The sequence below is a fragment of the Sphingomonas sp. NPDC092440 genome (assembly GCF_044754985.1).
Taxonomy (GTDB): Bacteria; Pseudomonadota; Alphaproteobacteria; order Sphingomonadales; family Sphingomonadaceae; genus Sphingomonas.
The window spans coordinates 269,387-286,933 of sequence record NZ_JBIVQA010000001.1; the positions used below are offsets into that span (position 1 = coordinate 269,387).

The window sequence follows — 17,547 nt, forward strand, 5'->3', positions numbered from 1 at the left end:
CTGCGTCCCCCGTCGCCTCTTCCTTCGGGAAGGGGTTCAGCCCGGACGGGGGCTCGCATCATATTTTCGGGCTGAGGCACGCACCCGTGGGAATTCCCCCTCGGGTGCCTATGCATAGGAGCAACTGGTCATGCGCACTGGCGTGATCGCGAAGAAGTTGGGGATGACCCGCCTGTTCCAGGACGACGGCCGCCACGTGCCGGTCACCGTCCTGGCGCTCGAAGGCGTGCAGGTCGTCTCCGTCCGCGAGAAGGATCGTGACGGCTACACGGCCGTCCAGCTCGGCGCCGGCACGGCGAAGAGCAAGAATGTCGCCAAGCCGCAGCGCGGCCACTTCGGCAAGGCCGAAGTCGAGCCCAAGGCGGTGGTCCATGAATTCCGCGTCGATGCGGACGGCTTGCTCGAAGTGGGCGCCGAGATCTCGGCCGACCATTATGTCGCCGGCCAGTTCGTCGACATCCAGGGCAAGACCCAGGGCAAGGGCTTTGCGGGCGGCATGAAGCGTTGGGGCTTCGGCGGTCTGCGCGCCACCCACGGCGTCTCGGTCTCGCACCGCTCGCTCGGTTCGACCGGTCAGCGCCAGGATCCGGGCAAGGTCTTCAAGAACAAGAAGATGGCCGGCCACATGGGTGACAAGTTCCGCACCCAGCAGAACCTCGAGATCGTCGGCACCGACGTCGAGCGCGGCCTGATCTTCGTCAAGGGCTCGGTCCCTGGCTCGAAGGGTGGCTGGCTGTTCGTCAAGGACGCCGTCAAGGTCGCCCGCCCCGACGCCGCGCCGTTCCCGGCCGGCATCAAGTCGGTCGCCAACAACAACGACACCGCCCCCGCGGAGACCCCGGCTGAAGTGACCGAGGCCCCCGAGGCGACCGAAGGCCAGGAGGGCTAAGTGAAGGTCAAGGTTCAAACCCTCGACGCCAAGGCATCGGGCGACATCGAGCTCAACGACGGCGTCTTCGCTGTCGAGCCGCGCGCCGACATCCTGCACCGCGTCGTCACCTGGCAGCTCGAGAAGCGCCGCGCCACCGCGCGCGGCACCCGCGAGCGCGCCGATGTCGCCCGTTCGGGCAAGAAGTTCGGTCGCCAGAAGGGCGGCGGTACGGCTCGTCACGGCGATCGCCGCGCTCCGGTGTTCATCGGCGGTGGTAAGGCGCACGGCGCTCGCGTTCGCGACTTCAATCCGTCGCTGAACAAGAAGGTCCGCGCGCTCGGCCTGAAGATGGCCCTCAGCAGCCACGCCAAGGCCGGCTCGCTGATCGTCCTCGACGCGTTCGGCACGGCCAAGACCGCGGAGCTCAAGGCGCAGTTCGCCAAGCTCGGCACCGGCAAGACCGCGCTGGTGATCGACGGCGAGGCCGGCAACGGCTTCCTGGCCGCGCGCAACCTGATCGGCGTGAACGTCCTCCCCGCGGTGGGCGCCAACGTCTATGACATCCTGAAGCACGACACGCTGGTCCTGACCCGCGCTGCCGTCGAGAAGCTGGAGGCGCGCTTCAATGGCTAAGAAGCAGGCAGCCGCGATCGACAACCGTCATTACGACGTGATTGTCGCGCCGCACATCACCGAGAAGTCGACGCTCGTCTCCGAGCACAACGCCGTTGTGTTCAAGGTCGCCGGCGACGCCACCAAGCCCGAGATCAAGGCCGCCGTCGAGGCGCTCTGGAAGGTCAAGGTGACCGGCGTCAACACGATCGTCCAGAAGGGCAAGACCAAGAAGTGGAAGGGCGCCCCCTACAAGCGCTCTGACGTGAAGAAGGCAATCGTGACGCTCGCCGACGGCGACCAGATCGACGTGACCTCGGGGGTCAATTCGTAATGGCACTCAAGAATTACAATCCGACGTCGCCTGGCGTCCGCGGCCTGATCCTGATCGACCGTTCGGCCCTGTACAAGGGTCGCCCGGTCAAGGCGCTGACCGAGGGCAAGACCAAGACCGGCGGCCGCAACAACAAGGGCCATGTGACCTCGCGCGGCATCGCCGGCGGCCACAAGCAGCGCTATCGCATCATCGATTTCAAGCGCCGCCTGTGGGACGTCGAGGGCACCGTCGAGCGGATCGAATATGATCCGAACCGCACCGCCTTCATCGCGCTGGTGAATTACGGCGCCGACGAGAACGGCAAGGACCGCGTCGCCTATATCATCGCGCCGCAGCGCCTCGCCGTCGGCGACAAGGTGATCGCCGGCAAGAAGACCGACGTGAAGCCGGGCAACGCCATGGAGCTGTCGTCGATGCCGGTCGGCACCATCGTCCACAATGTGGAGATGAAGCCGGGCAAGGGCGGCCAGATCGCGCGTTCGGCGGGCACCTATGTGCAGGTCGTCGGCCGTGACCGCGGCATGGTGATCGTTCGCCTGAACTCGGGCGAGCAGCGCTACATCCATGGCAACTGCATGGCGACCGTTGGTGCGGTGTCGAACCCCGACAACCAGAACACCAATCTCGGCAAGGCCGGCCGCAACCGCTGGAAGGGCATCCGCCCGCTGACCCGCGGCGTCGCGAAGAACCCGGTCGACCACCCGCATGGCGGCGGTGAAGGCCGCACCTCGGGCGGCCGTCACCCGGTCACCCCGTGGGGCAAGCCGACCAAGGGTGCGCGCACCCGCCACAACAAGGCGACGGACAAGATGATCATCCGCAGCCGTCACGCGAAGAAGAAGGGCTAACCCATGGCTCGCTCCGTTTGGAAGGGTCCGTTCGTGGACCTCCACCTGCTCAAGAAGGCGCAGACCGCGCAGGAGCAGGGCACCCGCTCCGGTCCGATCAAGACCTGGTCGCGCCGCTCGACGATCCTGCCGGATTTCGTCGGCCTGACGTTCAGCGTCTACAATGGCCGCAAGTTCGTGCCGGTCTCGGTCAACGAGGACATGGTCGGCATGAAGCTCGGCGAGTTCGCACCGACCCGGTTCTTCCCGGGCCACGCTGCCGACAAGAAGGGTAAGCGCTAATGAGCAAGCCTGCAGCCCCCCGTAAGGTCGGCGACAAGGAAGCCCTTGCCGTCGCCACGCAGATCCGCGGCTCGGCCCAGAAGCTGAACCTCGTTGCGGGCCTGATCCGCGGCAAGAAGGCCGGCGATGCGCTGAACATCCTTCAGTTCTCGACCAAGGCCATGGCCGTGGACGCGCGCAAGGTTCTCGCCTCGGCGATCGCCAATGCGGAAAACAACCACAACCTCGACGTCGACGCGCTCGTCGTCGCCGAGGCTTCGGTCGGCAAGTCGATCACGATGAAGCGCTTCGCGACCCGCGGCCGTGGCAAGTCCACCCGCATCCTGAAGCCGTTCAGCCGTCTTCGCATCGTCGTCCGCGAGCAGGAAGAAGCATAATGGGTCACAAGAGCAACCCGATCGGCCTTCGCCTCCAGGTCAACCGCACCTGGGACAGCCGCTGGTTCGCCGAGGGCGCCGACTATGGCCGGCTCCTCATGGAGGACCTCAAGATCCGCAAGTACATCCTCGAGACGCTGCCCCAGGCCGCGATCTCGAAGGTGGTGATCGAGCGCCCGGCCAAGCTGTGCCGCGTGTCGATCTACGCGGCGCGCCCCGGTGTCATCATCGGCAAGAAGGGCTCGGACATCGAGAAGCTGCGCAAGACGCTGAGCGCGATGACCTCGAGCGACGTGAGCCTGAACATCGTCGAGATCCGCAAGCCGGAAGTCGATGCCAAGCTCGTCGCCCAGGGCATTGCCGATCAGCTCGAGCGCCGTATCGCCTTCCGCCGCGCCATGAAGCGCGCGGTGCAGTCGGCGATGCGCCTCGGCGCCGAGGGCATCCGGATCAACTGCGGCGGCCGTCTCGGCGGCGCCGAGATCGCCCGGTCGGAATGGTATCGCGAAGGTCGCGTTCCGCTGCACACGCTGCGCGCGAACATCGATCATGCCACGGCCGAAGCGCACACCGCCTATGGCGTCTGCGGCGTGAAGGTCTGGATCTTCAAGGGTGAGATCCTCGGCCACGATCCGATGGCGACCGATCGCCTCAACCTGGAATCGCAGACGACGGGCGTGCGCCCGGCGCGCGAAGACCGCCGCTAAGGGTTAGGACAGACTAATGCTGCAACCGAAGCGCACCAAGTTCCGCAAGGCCTTCAAGGGCCGCATCCATGGCGACGCCAAGGGTGGCACGGCGCTCAACTTCGGGTCCTATGGCCTGAAGGCGATGGAGCCGGAGCGGATCACCGCCCGCCAGATCGAAGCGGCTCGCCGCGCGATCACGCGTCACATCAAGCGCCAGGGCCGTCTCTGGATCCGCATCTTCCCGGACGTGCCGGTTTCGTCGAAGCCCGCCGAAGTCCGCATGGGCTCGGGCAAGGGCTCGCCGGAATTCTGGGTCGCCCGCGTCAAGCCGGGCCGTATCCTGTTCGAGCTGGACGGCGTGCCGGGCCCGCTCGCGGCGGAAGCGTTCGAGCGTGCGGCGATGAAGCTGCCGATCAAGGTCAAGGTCGTGGCTCGCCTCGGCGATACCTCGCACCTGGAGGGTTGATAGAATGACCAAGGCTACCGATCTTCGTGCGAAGACCGAGGACCAGCTGAGCGAGGAGCTCGGCAACCTGAAGCGCGAGGCGTTCAACCTTCGCTTCCAGGCCGCGACCAGCCAGCTCGAGAAGCCGAGCCGCGTTCGCGAAGTCCGTCGCGACATCGCCCGTATCAAGACGCTGCAGAACGAGCGCTCGCGCTCGGCTGCGAAGTAAGGAAGAGACCATGCCGAAGCGCGTGCTGACCGGGAACGTGGTTTCCGACAAGGGCGACAAGACGGTCGTCGTGCTCGTGGAGCGTAAGGTGAAGCACCCGCTCTACGGCAAGATCATCCGTCGCTCGAAGAAGTATCATGCCCATGACGAGGGCAATGAGTACAAGGCCGGCGAGACCGTGCGCATCGAAGAGACTGCGCCGATCTCGAAGCTCAAGACCTGGAAGGTGATCGAGCGGGTGAACACCCACGCGACCCCGACCAAGTCGGACGCAGCCGCCTAAGCGTTTTCAACTGGAACCGCCGGGCAGGAATGTCCCGGTAGGCCGAACGAGAAGGAACCGGATCGATGATCCAGATGCAGTCCAATCTCGACGTCGCAGACAACAGCGGCGCGAAGCGGGTGCAGTGCATCAAGGTGCTGGGCGGATCGAAGCGTCGCTTCGCCTCCGTGGGCGACGTCATCGTCGTCAGCATCAAGGAAGCTGCTCCCCGCGGCAAGGTGAAGAAGGGTGACGTGCACCGCGCCGTCATCGTCCGCACCGCCAAGGACGTCCGCCGCGCCGATGGCTCGGTCATTCGCTTCGACGGCAACGCTGCCGTCCTGGTCAACAAGAACGAGGAGCCGATCGGCACCCGTATCTTTGGCCCGGTGGTCCGCGAGCTCCGCTCGAAGGGCTTCATGAAGATCATTTCGCTCGCCCCCGAGGTGCTGTGATGGCTGCTGCCAAGATCAAGAAGGGCGACCAGGTCATCGTCCTGTCCGGCAAGGACAAGGGCCGGACCGGTGAAGTCGTCAAGTCGCTGCCCAAGGACGGCAAGGTCGTCGTTTCGGGCGTCAACGTCGCCGTGCGCCACCGCAAGCCGAGCCAGACCAACCCGCAGGGTGGCCTGGAGCGTTCGGAAGCGCCGATGGCGGTGTCGAAAGTCGCGCACGTGACCAAGGACGGCAAGCCGACCCGCGTCCGCTTCGAGGAGCGCGACGGCAAGAAGGTCCGCGTCGCCGTCAAGACCGGGGAGGTCATCAATGGCTGATTCCTACACGCCGCGCATGCGCAAGCTCTATGACGAGCAGATCGCCAAGGCGATGACCGAGAAGTTCGGTTACAAGAACGTCATGGAAGTGCCGAAGATCGAGAAGATCGTGCTCAACATGGGCGTCGGCGAAGCCACGCAGGACAAGAAGAAGGTCGAGCAGGCCGCGTCGGAGATGGAGCTCATCGCCGGCCAGAAGCCCGTCGTGACCAAGGCGAAGAAGTCGATCGCGCAGTTCAAGCTGCGCGAGGGCATGCCGATCGGCGCGAAGGTCACGCTTCGCCGCGAGCGCATGTACGAGTTCCTCGACCGCTTCATCACGATCGCGCTGCCGCGCGTTCGCGACTTCCGTGGCCTGAACCCGAAGTCGTTCGACGGCCGTGGCAACTATGCCTGCGGTCTCAAGGAGCAGCTGATCTTCCCGGAAATCAGCTACGATAAGGTCGACAAGATCCGCGGCATGGACGTGATCGTGACCACCACCGCGAAGACCGACGACGAAGCCCGCGAGCTTCTCCGTCTCTTCGGTTTCCCGTTCCCGCAGGATGCGGACGGCGAAGCCAAGGCCGCGTAAAGGAAAGAGAACTTAAGTCATGGCGAAACTGAGTTCCGTGAACAAGAACGAGCGTCGCAAGCAGCTGGTGAAGAAGTACGCCGGCAAGTATGCGAAGCTGAAGGCGATCGCGAACGACCAGAGCCTCGATGAGACCGAGCGTCTCATCGCGCGTCTCAAGCTGGCCGAGATTCCCCGCAACGGGAACCCGACCCGCATTCGCAACCGGTGCGAGCTCACCGGGCGCCCCCGCGGTTACTACCGCAAGTTCCGTCTCGCTCGTGTGATCCTGCGTGATCTGGCCAACAAGGGCCTGATCCCCGGCGTCACCAAGTCGAGCTGGTAAGGATCACGAAGATGGCAGTGACCGATCCCCTGGGTGATATGCTCACCCGCATCCGCAACGGCCAGCGCGCCCGCAAGGACTCCGTCCTGACGCCGGCGAGCAAGCTGCGTGCGCGCGTTCTCGATGTGCTCCAGCGCGAAGGCTATATCCGTGGCTATAGCGAAGAGCAGATGGGCCCCGCCGCGGGCATCCGCATCGAGCTGAAGTATTTCGAGGGCCAGCCGGCGATCAAGCACGTCGCGCGCATCTCGAAGCCGGGCCGCCGCGTCTACTCGGGCAGCCAGGAGCTTCCCCGCGTGCGCAACGGCCTGGGCATCACGATCGTCTCGACGCCTCGCGGCGTTCTCTCGGACGCGGAAGCGCGCGAGCAGAATGTCGGCGGCGAAGTGCTGGCGGAGGTGTTCTGATGAGCCGCATCGGCAAGAAGCCGGTCGTCGTGCCGGCAGGCGTTACCGCCTCGATCGAAGGCCGCGTGCTGAGCGTCAAGGGTCCCAAGGGCACCCTTTCGCTCAACCTGCGTGACGAGATCAGCTACACCGTCGAGGACGGCAGCATCTCGGTGCAGCCGGCCAACGAGACCAAGGGCGCGCGCGCCTTCTGGGGCATGCAGCGCACGCTCGTGCAGAACCTGATCACCGGCGTGACCGAGGGCTTCACCAAGAAGCTCCTGATCACCGGCGTCGGCTATCGCGCTGCGTCGCAGGGCAAGGTGCTCAAGCTCCAGCTCGGCTATTCGCACGACGTGAACATCGACGTGCCGGAAGGCATCGAGATCAAGACCCCGGATCAGACCACGGTCGAGATCTCGGGGATCGACAAGCAGAAGGTCGGCCAGATTGCGGCCGAGATTCGCCGCTGGCGCAAGCCCGAGCCGTACAAGGGCAAGGGCATCAAGTACGACGGCGAGTTCATCTTCCGTAAGGAAGGGAAGAAGAAGTGATCAGCACCAAGGGTCTCTCGCTTTTCGCGAAGCGTCGTCGCCGCAACCGTACTGCGCTTCGTGCGCGTGCCGGTGGTCGTCCGCGTCTTTCGATCCATCGCTCGGGCAAGCACATCTATGCCCAGGTGATCGACGATACGCAGGGCAAGACCGTCGCGGCTGCCTCCACCCTCGACAAGGACGTGCGCGGCAAGACCGGCGCGACCATCGAGGCTGCGCAGGAAGTCGGCAAGCGCGTTGCCGCGGCCGCCAAGGCCGCCGGCATCACCCAGGTCGTGTTCGACCGCGGTGGCTTCCTCTATCATGGCCGCGTCAAGGCGCTGGCCGATGCCGCTCGTGAGAGCGGGCTGGAGTTCTGAGAATGGCTGACGAAAACAACCAGGCGCCGGAAGGCGCGGGCTTCGAGGCCCAGGACGCCGGTGCGGCTCCCCAGGAGCAGCAGGGTCGTGGCCGCGGCCGTGGCCGTGGTGGCCCGGGTGGTGGTGGCGATCGCGGCCGTGGCGGCCGTGACGGCAACCGCGGCCGTCGCGACGATCGTCGCGGCCAGGGCGCCGAGGATGGCGGCGAGGAACTGATCGAGAAGCTGGTCCACATCAACCGCGTCTCGAAGACGGTGAAGGGCGGCAAGCGCTTCGGCTTCGCGGCGCTGGTCGTCGTGGGCGACGGCAAGGGCCGTGTCGGCTTCGGCCATGGCAAGGCCCGCGAAGTGCCGGAAGCCATTTCGAAGGCGACCGCCTCGGCCAAGAAGGCGATGGTTCGCGTTCCGCTCAAGGAAGGCCGCACCCTGCATCACGACGGCAACGGCCACTTCGGTGCCGGCCGCGTGACGCTGCGCTCGGCCCCGCAGGGTACCGGGATCATCGCGGGTGGCCCGATGCGCGCCATCTTCGAGAGCCTGGGCGTTGCCGATGTGGTGACCAAGTCGGTCGGCACGTCGAACCCCTACAACATGATCCGCGCGACGTTCGAAGCGCTGGTGGAGCAGACTTCGCCGAAGTCGGTTGCCCAGCGGCGCGGCAAGAAGATCGCCGACCTGCTCGGCCGCGGTGGTTCGCAGACCGCCGAGGCGGATGCGGCCGCGATCGCGGAGTAAGCGACATGGCCCAGGAAACCCGCAAGACCGTCAAGATCCAGCAGATCGGCTCGCCGATCCGCCGCACCAAGGATCAGCGCGCGACGCTGATCGGCCTTGGCCTCAACAAGATGCACAAGGTCTCGGAGCTCGAGGACACGCCCGAAGTTCGGGGCATGATCCGCAAGCTGCCGCACATGGTTAAGGTGCTCGAGGGCTAAGGCCTTCGCGTATCCCGCAGCAAACAGGGAAGGGGGCGGTAGGCGACTACCGCCCCTTTTCCGTTGCGGGGCGGATCCGGCGTCGAAGGTTCGGCGCCAAATTGATTCTAGCTCTTTATAGCTATATATATCGGATATGAGATATAGACGGATATAAAAGGCTAGATATGGATCCCGTTCGAAATCCATTTGCACCGGGCGCGGGTTCCCAGCCACCGGAGCTGGCTGGGCGTGAGGAAATTATCGCGACAGCAGATACGGCTCTGCAGCGTGTGCTGCTGGGGCGGCCCAGCCAATCCCAAATGCTGCTTGGACTGCGCGGTGTGGGGAAGACCGTGCTTCTGAATAAGATCGAACAGATCGCGGAAGAGCACGGCTACCTCACATCCTTCATTGAAGCGCCCGAAGATCGAAAGCTAGTCGATCTCCTCTATCCCAAGATCCATCAGGTACTTCGCAAGCTGTCTTTGAGCGAGCAGGCAAAATCCGCGTCATACGCCGCGCTGCGGGCGCTGCGCGGTTTTGCGAGTGTGTTCAAGATCAGCGTAGGTGATTTCGACGTCTCCGTGGATCCGGAGCCGGGAGTGGCTGACAGTGGTAACCTGGAATATGACCTCACCGAGTTGTTCCTGAAGGTTGGCGAAGCAGCCAGGGCGGGTGGACGGGGTTGGGCGCTGCTGATCGATGAAGTGCAGTATCTCTCGACCGAGGAGTTGGGGGCTCTCATCGTTGCGATCCATCGCGTCAATCAGAAGGCCTTGCCGGTGCTGCTGTTCGGCGCGGGGTTGCCGGCCATTGCGGCACTCTCGGGAGACGCGAAATCCTACGCCGAGAGATTGTTCATTTTCCCGAAGGTCGACGCACTTTCGAGTGACGATGCGACGAATGCAATTCGGCAGCCCATCCAGGAAGAAGGTGAGAGGATCGACGCTGCCGTCCTCGCTCGCATAGTCGAGGCTACGCGTGGATACCCCTATTTCCTGCAGGAATGGGGATATCAGGTCTGGAATGCGTCGGACGAATCTCCAATCAGTGTCGCCTGCCTCGAAGTTGCGGAGAAGGACGCCCTGCGACGCCTGGATGAGGGTTTCTTCAAGGTTCGTATCGATCGACTGACGCCCAAGGAAAAGGAGTATGTCATCGCTATGGCCCGTTTGGGGAGCGGCCCGTATCGATCATCCGATGTCGCGGAGAAGTTGAACGAGAAGCTGGCCACCTTGGGCCCGCGGCGAGCCCAGATCATCGCGAAGGGAATGATCTATAGTCCGGCGCACGGCGACATCGCTTTCACGGTTCCAATGTTCGATGCATATCTGAAGCGGCACTGGATTTTCGATTGATGGCCGTGGCCTTCAAAAGGGGATGACAAACCTCGTCTCCCCCGCTATGGGCCCCGCTTCCTTTTCCATCAGCGCGACAAAAGCGAAAGCGAGTGCACGACCATGAAGCTCAACGATCTCCGCGATAACAATGGTGCCCGCCAGGGCCGCGTCCGTGTCGGCCGCGGCATCGGCTCGGGCCTGGGCAAGACCGCCGGCCGCGGCCAGAAGGGTCAGAAGAGCCGCGAAGGCGTCTCGATCAAGGGCTTCGAGGGCGGCCAGATGCCGCTCCACATGCGCATCCCGAAGCGCGGCTTCAACAACATCTTCGCCAAGGACTATGCCGAGGTGAACCTGGGCGCGATCCAGAAGGCGATCGATTCGGGCAAGCTGACCGCGACCGACCTGACCCAGGCCGAGCTGAACGCGGCGGGCCTGACCCGTGGCGGCAAGGACGGCGTGCGCCTGCTCGGCAAGGGCGAGCTCAAGGCCAAGCTGAACTTCACCGTTGCCGGCGCGTCGAAGAGCGCGATCGCGGCGGTCGAGAAGGCCGGCGGCACCGTGACGATCCCCGAGATCGTGCCGGCCGCCGAGAAGGCCAAGGCCAAGCACCGCGTCGTGCAGAAGGCCCGCGCGGCGGACAAGGAAGCCAAGAAGGCCGCCGCCAAGGCCTGAGCGCTATCCCGGCGAAAGCCGGGATCTCGTGCAACGTGCGCGCGCCCGCGGCCTGAGACCCGGCTTTCGCCGGGGTGACGGAAGCGCGGCGAACGCCGGAGCAGGGCGAGGGCGCATTGCCCTTCGCAGCTTAGGACTTATATCAGCGGCGGGGGGCGGTAGAACGCTTTCCCGCCGCTTTGATTTCCGGGACTGACCAACACATGGCCTCCGCCTCCGATCAACTTGCTTCCAGCATCAACCTGGCGAAGTTCGCCCAGGCGACCGATCTCAAGAAGCGTCTGTGGTTCACCCTCGGCGCGCTGATCGTCTTCCGGATGCTGAGCTACGTGCCCCTGCCGGGCGTCGACCCCACCCAGCTCAACCTGCTCGCGCAGCAGACCGCGGGCGGCGTGCTCGACTTCTTCAACAACTTCACCGGCGGCGCGCTCAACCGCATGTCGATCGTCGCGCTCGGCGTGATGCCCTACATCACCGCCTCGATCGTGGTGCAGCTGGCGACTTCGCTGTCGCCGCAGCTCAACGCGATCAAGAAGGAAGGCGAGAGCGGCCGCAAGCGGCTGAACCAATATACCCGCTACGGCACCGTCGCGCTGACCGCGGTGCAGGGCTATTTCATCGCCGTCGGGCTCGAGACCTTCGGCGCGAGCCAGGGCCTGCAGCCCGTGGTGGAGCCGGGCATGATCTTCCGCATCGGCGCGGTGGTCTCGCTGATCGGCGGCACCATGTTCCTGATGTGGATCGGCGAGCAGATCACCAATCGCGGCATCGGCAACGGCATCTCGCTGATCATCATGGCCGGCATCGTCGCCCGCCTGCCCACCACGCTCGTCCAGCTGTTCGAGAGCGGCCGCACCGGCTCGATCGATCCGCTGCGCCTGATCACGATCATCGTCGGCGTCGCGATCCTGGTGCTGTTCATCTGCTTCATGGAGCGCGCCCAGCGCCGCATCCTGATCCAGTATCCCAAGCGGCAGACCGCGCGCGGCGTCCAGGCCGAGCGCAGCCACCTGCCGCTCAAGCTCAACACCGCCGGCGTGATCCCGCCGATCTTCGCCTCGTCGCTGCTGCTGCTGCCGCTGACCATCACCCAGTTCGCCGGCAACATGACCGCGGGCGAGAACTGGTGGGGCGACCTGGTGATCAACCTGAACACCTGGCTGCGCCACGGCTCGCCGGTGTACATGACGCTCTACGGCCTCGGCATCATCTTCTTCTCCTTCTTCTACACCGCCGTGGTGTTCAATCCGGAGGAGACCGCCGAGAACCTCAAGCGCTATGGCGGGTTCATCCCGGGCATCCGCCCCGGCAAGAACACCGAGCTCTATTTCGATTATGTGCTCACCCGCATCACCGTGATCGGCGCGGCCTATCTGACGATCATCTGCCTCGTTCCCGAAGCGGTGTTCTCGTCGATGAGCATTCCGTTCCTGATGGGCGGCACCAGCCTGCTCATCGTCGTCAACGTGACGATGGACACAGTGACGCAGATCCAGTCGCACCTGCTGGCGCACCAGTATGGCGACCTGATCAAGAAAGCGAAGCTCAAGGGCCGCGCGCGCTGAGCGCGGCCCGAACTGGCCGAAACTGAGGGGATAGGCTTAGTGAACATCATCCTGTTGGGCCCGCCGGGAGCCGGCAAGGGCACCCAGGCAAAGCGCCTCGAGAGCGAGCGCGGCATGGTGCAGCTCTCGACCGGCGACATGCTGCGCGCCGCGGTCAAGGCGGGCACGCCCACCGGCCTCCAGGCCAAGGCGGTCATGGACGCGGGCGAGCTCGTGTCGGACGCGATCGTCTCGGGCATCATCGGCGAGCGGCTCGACATGGAAGATACGCTGAAGGGCGCGATCTTCGACGGCTATCCGCGCACCGTGGCCCAGGCCGAATCGCTGGATACGCTGCTTTCGGAGCGCGGCCGCAGGCTCGACTATGTGATCGAGCTGGAAGTGGACGAGGATGCGCTGGTCGAGCGCGTCGAGGGCCGCTTCACCTGCGCGAATTGCGGCGAGGGCTATCACGACAAGTTCAAGCTGCCCAAGGTCGCGGGCACCTGCGACGTGTGCGGCCATCACGAGTTCAAGCGCCGCCCGGACGACAATGCCGAGACGGTGCGCACCCGCATGGCCGAGTATCGCGCCAAGACCGCGCCGATCCTGCCCTTCTACGAGGCCAGGGGCCTGGTGCGGAAGGTCGACGGCATGGCCGACATCGCCGAGGTCGGCGCGCAGATCGACGCGATCCTCGACGGCAAGGGGTAGGTCGGGGCCATGGGCCCCGATCGAGGGTTTGATTTCCTTCGTCACCCCCGCGAAGGCGGGGATCCAGGGCCGGGCGTGGAATGCGTGCGGCAGGTCCGGCCCTCTCCGGAAGGCGGTTCGCGCGACGGCGTGGATATCCCGCGCTACCCTGGATCCCCGCCTTCGCGAGGATGACCTGGTATATGGATCGTGCCGAGACCCCGATGTCTCCGCTTCCTCAAGGGGAGGCGCACGAGATTCCGGCCTTGGGCGACTATCCCCTTCAAACATGTAGCGGGAAGCAGTTCCCCGGTGAAGGCCGGGGCCCAGCCTCGAAGGCCCCTCGACGGCACTGCGCCCTTGCGAATATGCCGCGACTGGGGCCCGGCCTTCGCCGGGGAGTACATACCTGCTCGAACGGGATAATTCCCCGCCTTTGTAATATATTGTTGCCCTAACCCCCGCTTAAGCCGGGGCTGGGACGATCCCGCCTTGCTCCGGCATTCCGGCCGGGCGGGGGATCGGTTCGTCAATGCTGCCCAAGCGCGCCCTGTTGCGAGCCGCCCGGTGGACCGGCCTCTCGATGCTCGCCCGCCGCGCGACCGGCGCCCAGCTGCGCATCCTCTGCTATCATGGCCTCTGGCTGGCGCCCGGCGCCCCGTTCGGCAGCTGCCTGTTCATGACGCCCGACCGGTTCGCGGCGCGCATGGCCCGGCTCGCGCGCTCGGGCTTGCCGGTGCTGCCGCTGGGCGAGGCGGTCGAGCGGCTCGCCGCCAATCGCCTGCCGCGTGCCGCGGTGGTGATCACGATCGACGATGGCTGGGCCTCGACCCACAGCCACATGCTGCCGGTGCTCGAGCGGCATCGCCTGCCGGCGACGCTCTATGCGACCACCTGGTATGCGGGGCGTGACTTGCCGGTGGTCAATGTCGCGGTCGACTATCTCATCACCGCCTCGGGCCGGGCCGCCGAGGATCGCGGCGCGGCGGTCCGCCGGATCGAGGCGTTGCCCGAGCCCGAGCGGCTCGACGCGCTGCGCGCCTATGGCCGGGCGCTCGGCGTGGGCGAGGCCTGGCTGGAATGCCGGCAATTCCACCTCATGCGCCCGGCCGAGCTCGCCGATGCGCATGGCCGGGGGCTCGACATCCAGCTGCACACCCATCGGCACATCGACGTCGCCGGCCGCATCGGCCAGCTCGTGCCCGAGATCGCGGCGAATCGCGCCGCGCTGGTCGCCGCGACCGGTGGCGGCGCGCCCGAGCATTTCTGCTATCCGAGCGGCACCTTCCACCCGTCCGCGCCCGCGCTGCTTGCGGCGAGCGGCATCCGCTCCGCCACGCTGGTGACCGAGGGGCTCAACCCGCCCGGCGCCAGCCCCTATGCGCTGCGCCGGTTCGTCGACGGCCAGCATGTGCGGGCCAGCGCCTTCGATGCCTATCTCGATGGCACGCTCCACTATCTTTCCCGGGCGCGCATGGCGGCGGGCCGGATCGAGATCGAAGTGCCGCGCCGCGTCGCCGCCGCTTCTGGAATGCTGCTCTGCGCGCTATGATCGCCCTGCCTCGATGAGAGGAGGGAAGATGAACGCCCATTTGCCGATCGTGCTGGCGCTTGCCGCCGCCGTGCCTGCCGCCGGCCCCGCTATTGCCGGCCCCGCTATTGCTGGCCCCGCCATTGCTGGTGAAGTCACCGCTTCGACGGAAACCAGCTTCACCGTCACCGAAAAGGCCATGATCGCCGCGCCGTCCGCCAGGGTGTGGGCGGTGCTGATCGCGCCATCGGCCTGGTGGAGCGACGAACATAGCTGGTCGGGCAGCGCCGCCAATCTCTCGCTCGACGCGCGCCCCGGCGGCTGCTGGTGCGAGAAGCTGCCGGATGGTGGCGGCGTCGAGCATATGCGGGTGATCTTCGTCCGGCCCGGCAGGATGCTGCGCCTCAGCGGCGGGCTGGGACCGCTACAGGCCTTTCCGGCCGGGGCGGTGATGACGGTCACGCTCGATCCCGCGGCGGACGGCAAGTCGACGATGGTCAGCGTCGAATATGCCGTGGCCGGGGCACCGGGCCTGGGTCGGATCGCCGCGCCGGTCGACGGCGTGCTCGCGGCGCAGGTCATCCGGCTGAAGGCGGCGGCCGAGCGCTGAGCCTCGCAACATTACGATTTTGTCATGCCCCGGTCACCGCCCGAGGCGGTGCCGGCGACTATCAGGGGCCATGGCCGGCACGCCCCCGCCGGTCATGCATCAGAGGTCAACCGCATGCGGTTTGCCCCGATGCTCTTCCCGGCGCCGGCCTGGTCGTTCCTCCCCCTGCGACCGACGCCGTGCCATGGTCCGGATCAGCCCCCTTTCCGGACCGGGCTCGCCGGGAAGAGCGCCTGGGACACCGGTGCGCCCTGAAGTCGCCGATGCTGCCCTGGCATCGACGCTCGGCCGGCGGACGCCCCCTTGTCCGTCGGCCACCCCTGATGCCGGGTCGGGCGGAGGACGGACGTGACGCACCATATCCTGATCGTCGAGGATGACGCTGCCGCGGTGGACTTCGTGACCCAGGGGCTTGCCGATGCCGGTTTCGAGGTGGAGGCGTGCGGCGACGGCCAGGCCGGCCTTTCCCGTGCCGCCGAGGGCGATTTCGACCTCTGGATCTTCGATCGCATGCTTCCCGGCATGGATGGCCTGTCGATGCTCGGCGTACTGCGCGAGCGGGGGCTGCGGACGCCGGCGATCATGCTCTCCGCGCTCGGCACGGTCGACGACAAGGTCGGCGGGCTTGCGGCGGGCGCCGACGACTATCTCGCCAAGCCTTTCTCCTTCGCCGAGCTGCGGGCACGCATCGCCGCGCTGCTGCGCCGGGCCGACCGGGCCGAGGCGGACGCCAAGGCGACGCGGATCGTGGTGGGCGATCTTGAGATCGACCTGCTCAGCCGCACCGTCGCCCGCGCCGGCCGCGCCGTGCCGCTGGTGGCCCGCGAGTTCCACCTGCTCGAATATCTGGCCCGCCATGCCGGCGAGGTCGTCACGCGCACCATGATGCTGGAGCATGTGTGGAACTGCCGTTTTGATCCCGGCTCGAACGTGGTCGACGTCCATATCGGCCGCCTGCGCCGCAAGCTGGAGGAAGGAGAGGCTCCGATCCTCCATACCGTTCGCGGCGCGGGGTATCGCCTGGCCGCGGAAGGATAGGGGGATCTTCCTCCTGGCGCATGGCAGGGGCGGCGCATCCGGCTTGCAATGTTGGATTCCGCCTGTTCTGCTGCGCCCGCCTGGCGGGACGGGTTCGGCCGGTCGGCCGGCACCGCCGCGTGCAAGCGGGATAGACAAGAGAGTCAACAAAAGCTTCAACCATCCGGTTGAACATGGCGCCCGCAAGGCGGGCCGGGGCATCGGCTTGGCGGAAGCGTCGGATTCGTGTATGACTCCATTTCCGGCGAAAGCCTTTCCCACAGCGCTTGACTCTGCGCTGGTGGACGCATATGTCGCGCATCTTCCGAAACACCGGTATCCGGCGGCGTGCTTGTGCGCTCGTCGTGCCGCCGCATTTCGGAATCAACGCTACGAGATGGGGTGCGAGCTGCCATGCGGCACCCCGTGGAGCTGGGAGAACAAATTTCATGGCTCGTATTGCGGGTGTCAACATCCCGACCAACAAGCGCGTCGTCATCGCGCTGCAGTACATCCACGGCATTGGCGCGACCAAGGCCAAGGAGATCACCGCCAAGCTGAACATCGCGCCGGAGCGCCGCGTTCAGGACCTGTCGGACCAGGAAGTGCTGCAGATCCGCGAGGCGATCGACGCCGGCTACACCGTGGAAGGCGACCTGCGTCGCGAAACCGCGATGAACATCAAGCGCCTGATGGACCTGGCCTGCTATCGTGGCCTGCGCCACCGCAAGGGTCTGCCGGTCCGTGGCCAGCGCACGCACACCAATGCGCGCACCCGCAAGGGCAAGGCCAAGCCGATCGCCGGCAAGAAGAAGTAAGCGCTAGGTCGGAAGGGACAAGAAAATGGCACGTGAACCGCAGCGCCTTCGCCGTCGCGAGCGCAAGAACATCACCGCCGGCGTCGCCCATGTGAACGCCAGCTTCAACAACACGATGATCACCATCACCGACGCGCAGGGCAACGCCATCTCGTGGTCGTCGGCCGGCATGATGGGCTTCAAGGGCTCGCGCAAGTCGACCCCGTATGCCGCCCAGGTCGCCGCCGAGGATGCGGGCCGCAAGGCCGCCGAGCACGGCGTGCGCACCCTCGAGGTGGAAGTGAAGGGCCCGGGTTCGGGCCGCGAGTCGGCGCTCCGCGCGCTGCAGGCGGTCGGTTTCCAGATCACGTCGATCCGTGACGTGACGCCGATCCCGCACAACGGCGTTCGTCCGTCGAAGCGCCGTCGCGTCTGATCGTTCCTGCTTGTTGCCGCGGGCCCAGAGGCGGGCTCGCGGTCTTGCAGTAATTACCTGGCGGGACGC

28 protein-coding genes are annotated in these 17,547 nt (G+C 65.9%); all 28 read left to right on the forward strand.

All coding sequences use genetic code 11. From position 1 onward, the window contains the following. Nucleotides 1–130 precede the first annotated feature (130 nt). The 28 genes from rplC to rpsK all read left to right on the forward strand — a co-directional run bounded on the left by rplC (nt 131) and on the right by rpsK (nt 17,478). Nucleotides 131–889, forward strand: a complete 759-nt coding sequence (rplC, locus tag ACIQCS_RS01360) for a 50S ribosomal protein L3 (protein WP_086128640.1) — start codon at nt 131–133, stop codon at nt 887–889. Further along, complete coding sequence (gene rplD, locus ACIQCS_RS01365) at nt 890–1,504, forward strand: 50S ribosomal protein L4 (RefSeq protein ID WP_345850588.1); 615 nt, start codon at nt 890–892, stop codon at nt 1,502–1,504. It abuts the gene before it with no gap. Further along, entirely contained in the window at nt 1,497–1,817 is a 321-nt protein-coding gene (locus tag ACIQCS_RS01370) for a 50S ribosomal protein L23 (protein WP_086128642.1), read from the forward strand. Before rplD ends, ACIQCS_RS01370 begins: the two co-directional genes overlap by 8 nt. After that, a complete protein-coding gene (gene rplB / locus ACIQCS_RS01375; RefSeq protein ID WP_086128643.1) occupies nt 1,817–2,668 on the forward strand; it encodes a 50S ribosomal protein L2 in 852 nt (283 codons plus the stop codon). The genes ACIQCS_RS01370 and rplB overlap by 1 nt, the downstream gene beginning before the upstream one ends. Nucleotides 2,669–2,671: 3 nt before the next feature. After that, on the forward strand, nt 2,672–2,950 hold the full coding sequence (gene rpsS, locus ACIQCS_RS01380; RefSeq protein ID WP_345850589.1) for a 30S ribosomal protein S19: 279 nt from the start codon (nt 2,672–2,674) through the stop codon (nt 2,948–2,950). Further along, complete coding sequence (gene rplV, locus ACIQCS_RS01385) at nt 2,950–3,327, forward strand: 50S ribosomal protein L22 (RefSeq protein WP_086128645.1); 378 nt, start codon at nt 2,950–2,952, stop codon at nt 3,325–3,327. The genes rpsS and rplV overlap by 1 nt, the downstream gene beginning before the upstream one ends. Next, on the forward strand, nt 3,327–4,034 hold the full coding sequence (rpsC, locus tag ACIQCS_RS01390; RefSeq protein WP_086128646.1) for a 30S ribosomal protein S3: 708 nt from the start codon (nt 3,327–3,329) through the stop codon (nt 4,032–4,034). The genes rplV and rpsC overlap by 1 nt, the downstream gene beginning before the upstream one ends. A gap of 16 nt (nt 4,035–4,050) precedes the next feature. Further along, the gene (rplP, locus tag ACIQCS_RS01395; RefSeq protein WP_086128647.1) at nt 4,051–4,482 is read left to right on the forward strand and encodes a 50S ribosomal protein L16; all 432 of its coding nucleotides are present in this window, start codon (nt 4,051–4,053) and stop codon (nt 4,480–4,482) included. A 4-nt stretch (nt 4,483–4,486) separates the two neighbouring features. After that, nucleotides 4,487–4,690 (forward strand): 50S ribosomal protein L29, encoded by a 204-nt coding sequence (gene rpmC / locus ACIQCS_RS01400; protein ID WP_086128648.1) that lies wholly within the window; start codon nt 4,487–4,489, stop codon nt 4,688–4,690. 10 nt (nt 4,691–4,700) lie between these two features. Then, nucleotides 4,701–4,973, forward strand: coding sequence for a 30S ribosomal protein S17 (gene rpsQ / locus ACIQCS_RS01405; protein WP_086128649.1), 273 nt, complete (start codon nt 4,701–4,703; stop codon nt 4,971–4,973). Nucleotides 4,974–5,038: 65 nt separating this feature from the next. Continuing rightward, nucleotides 5,039–5,407, forward strand: coding sequence for a 50S ribosomal protein L14 (gene rplN / locus ACIQCS_RS01410; protein ID WP_086128650.1), 369 nt, complete (start codon nt 5,039–5,041; stop codon nt 5,405–5,407). Further along, on the forward strand, nt 5,407–5,724 hold the full coding sequence (rplX, locus tag ACIQCS_RS01415; RefSeq protein WP_345850594.1) for a 50S ribosomal protein L24: 318 nt from the start codon (nt 5,407–5,409) through the stop codon (nt 5,722–5,724). Before rplN ends, rplX begins: the two co-directional genes overlap by 1 nt. Beyond that, entirely contained in the window at nt 5,717–6,298 is a 582-nt protein-coding gene (gene rplE, locus ACIQCS_RS01420) for a 50S ribosomal protein L5 (RefSeq protein WP_086128652.1), read from the forward strand. Before rplX ends, rplE begins: the two co-directional genes overlap by 8 nt. A 19-nt stretch (nt 6,299–6,317) precedes the next feature. After that, entirely contained in the window at nt 6,318–6,623 is a 306-nt protein-coding gene (gene rpsN, locus ACIQCS_RS01425) for a 30S ribosomal protein S14 (RefSeq protein ID WP_345850597.1), read from the forward strand. Between the two features lie 11 nt (nt 6,624–6,634). After that, the gene (gene rpsH, locus ACIQCS_RS01430; protein ID WP_086128654.1) at nt 6,635–7,030 is read left to right on the forward strand and encodes a 30S ribosomal protein S8; all 396 of its coding nucleotides are present in this window, start codon (nt 6,635–6,637) and stop codon (nt 7,028–7,030) included. Continuing rightward, entirely contained in the window at nt 7,030–7,563 is a 534-nt protein-coding gene (gene rplF, locus ACIQCS_RS01435; protein ID WP_345850600.1) for a 50S ribosomal protein L6, read from the forward strand. The genes rpsH and rplF overlap by 1 nt, the downstream gene beginning before the upstream one ends. Next, complete coding sequence (gene rplR, locus ACIQCS_RS01440; protein WP_345852067.1) at nt 7,563–7,922, forward strand: 50S ribosomal protein L18; 360 nt, start codon at nt 7,563–7,565, stop codon at nt 7,920–7,922. The genes rplF and rplR overlap by 1 nt, the downstream gene beginning before the upstream one ends. A 2-nt stretch (nt 7,923–7,924) precedes the next feature. Next, on the forward strand, nt 7,925–8,656 hold the full coding sequence (gene rpsE, locus ACIQCS_RS01445) for a 30S ribosomal protein S5 (RefSeq protein WP_345850601.1): 732 nt from the start codon (nt 7,925–7,927) through the stop codon (nt 8,654–8,656). 5 nt (nt 8,657–8,661) lie between these two features. Next, nucleotides 8,662–8,856: a 50S ribosomal protein L30 gene (gene rpmD / locus ACIQCS_RS01450; protein WP_167297948.1), complete on the forward strand. Its 195-nt coding sequence runs from the start codon at nt 8,662–8,664 to the stop codon at nt 8,854–8,856. Nucleotides 8,857–9,023: 167 nt separating this feature from the next. Then, nucleotides 9,024–10,196 carry an ATP-binding protein gene (locus tag ACIQCS_RS01455; protein WP_345850602.1) on the forward strand — a complete coding sequence of 391 codons (1,173 nt, stop codon included), beginning with the start codon at nt 9,024–9,026 and terminating at the stop codon, nt 10,194–10,196. A gap of 102 nt (nt 10,197–10,298) precedes the next feature. Beyond that, nucleotides 10,299–10,850 carry a 50S ribosomal protein L15 gene (gene rplO / locus ACIQCS_RS01460; protein WP_345850603.1) on the forward strand — a complete coding sequence of 184 codons (552 nt, stop codon included), beginning with the start codon at nt 10,299–10,301 and terminating at the stop codon, nt 10,848–10,850. Nucleotides 10,851–11,053: 203 nt separating this feature from the next. After that, nucleotides 11,054–12,415: a preprotein translocase subunit SecY gene (secY, locus tag ACIQCS_RS01465; protein ID WP_345850604.1), complete on the forward strand. Its 1,362-nt coding sequence runs from the start codon at nt 11,054–11,056 to the stop codon at nt 12,413–12,415. Between the two features lie 39 nt (nt 12,416–12,454). After that, nucleotides 12,455–13,108, forward strand: coding sequence for an adenylate kinase (locus ACIQCS_RS01470; protein WP_345850605.1), 654 nt, complete (start codon nt 12,455–12,457; stop codon nt 13,106–13,108). A gap of 511 nt (nt 13,109–13,619) precedes the next feature. Further along, a complete protein-coding gene (locus ACIQCS_RS01475) occupies nt 13,620–14,639 on the forward strand; it encodes a polysaccharide deacetylase family protein (RefSeq protein WP_401529868.1) in 1,020 nt (339 codons plus the stop codon). 28 nt (nt 14,640–14,667) lie between these two features. Next, nucleotides 14,668–15,228 (forward strand): SRPBCC domain-containing protein, encoded by a 561-nt coding sequence (locus ACIQCS_RS01480; protein WP_345850607.1) that lies wholly within the window; start codon nt 14,668–14,670, stop codon nt 15,226–15,228. Nucleotides 15,229–15,576: 348 nt separating this feature from the next. Beyond that, entirely contained in the window at nt 15,577–16,266 is a 690-nt protein-coding gene (locus ACIQCS_RS01485; protein ID WP_294049771.1) for a response regulator transcription factor, read from the forward strand. Between the two features lie 428 nt (nt 16,267–16,694). Beyond that, entirely contained in the window at nt 16,695–17,063 is a 369-nt protein-coding gene (gene rpsM, locus ACIQCS_RS01490; RefSeq protein ID WP_280280294.1) for a 30S ribosomal protein S13, read from the forward strand. Between the two features lie 25 nt (nt 17,064–17,088). Continuing rightward, the gene (gene rpsK / locus ACIQCS_RS01495) at nt 17,089–17,478 is read left to right on the forward strand and encodes a 30S ribosomal protein S11 (protein ID WP_157025218.1); all 390 of its coding nucleotides are present in this window, start codon (nt 17,089–17,091) and stop codon (nt 17,476–17,478) included. The last annotated feature ends 69 nt before the right edge of the window (nt 17,479–17,547 follow it).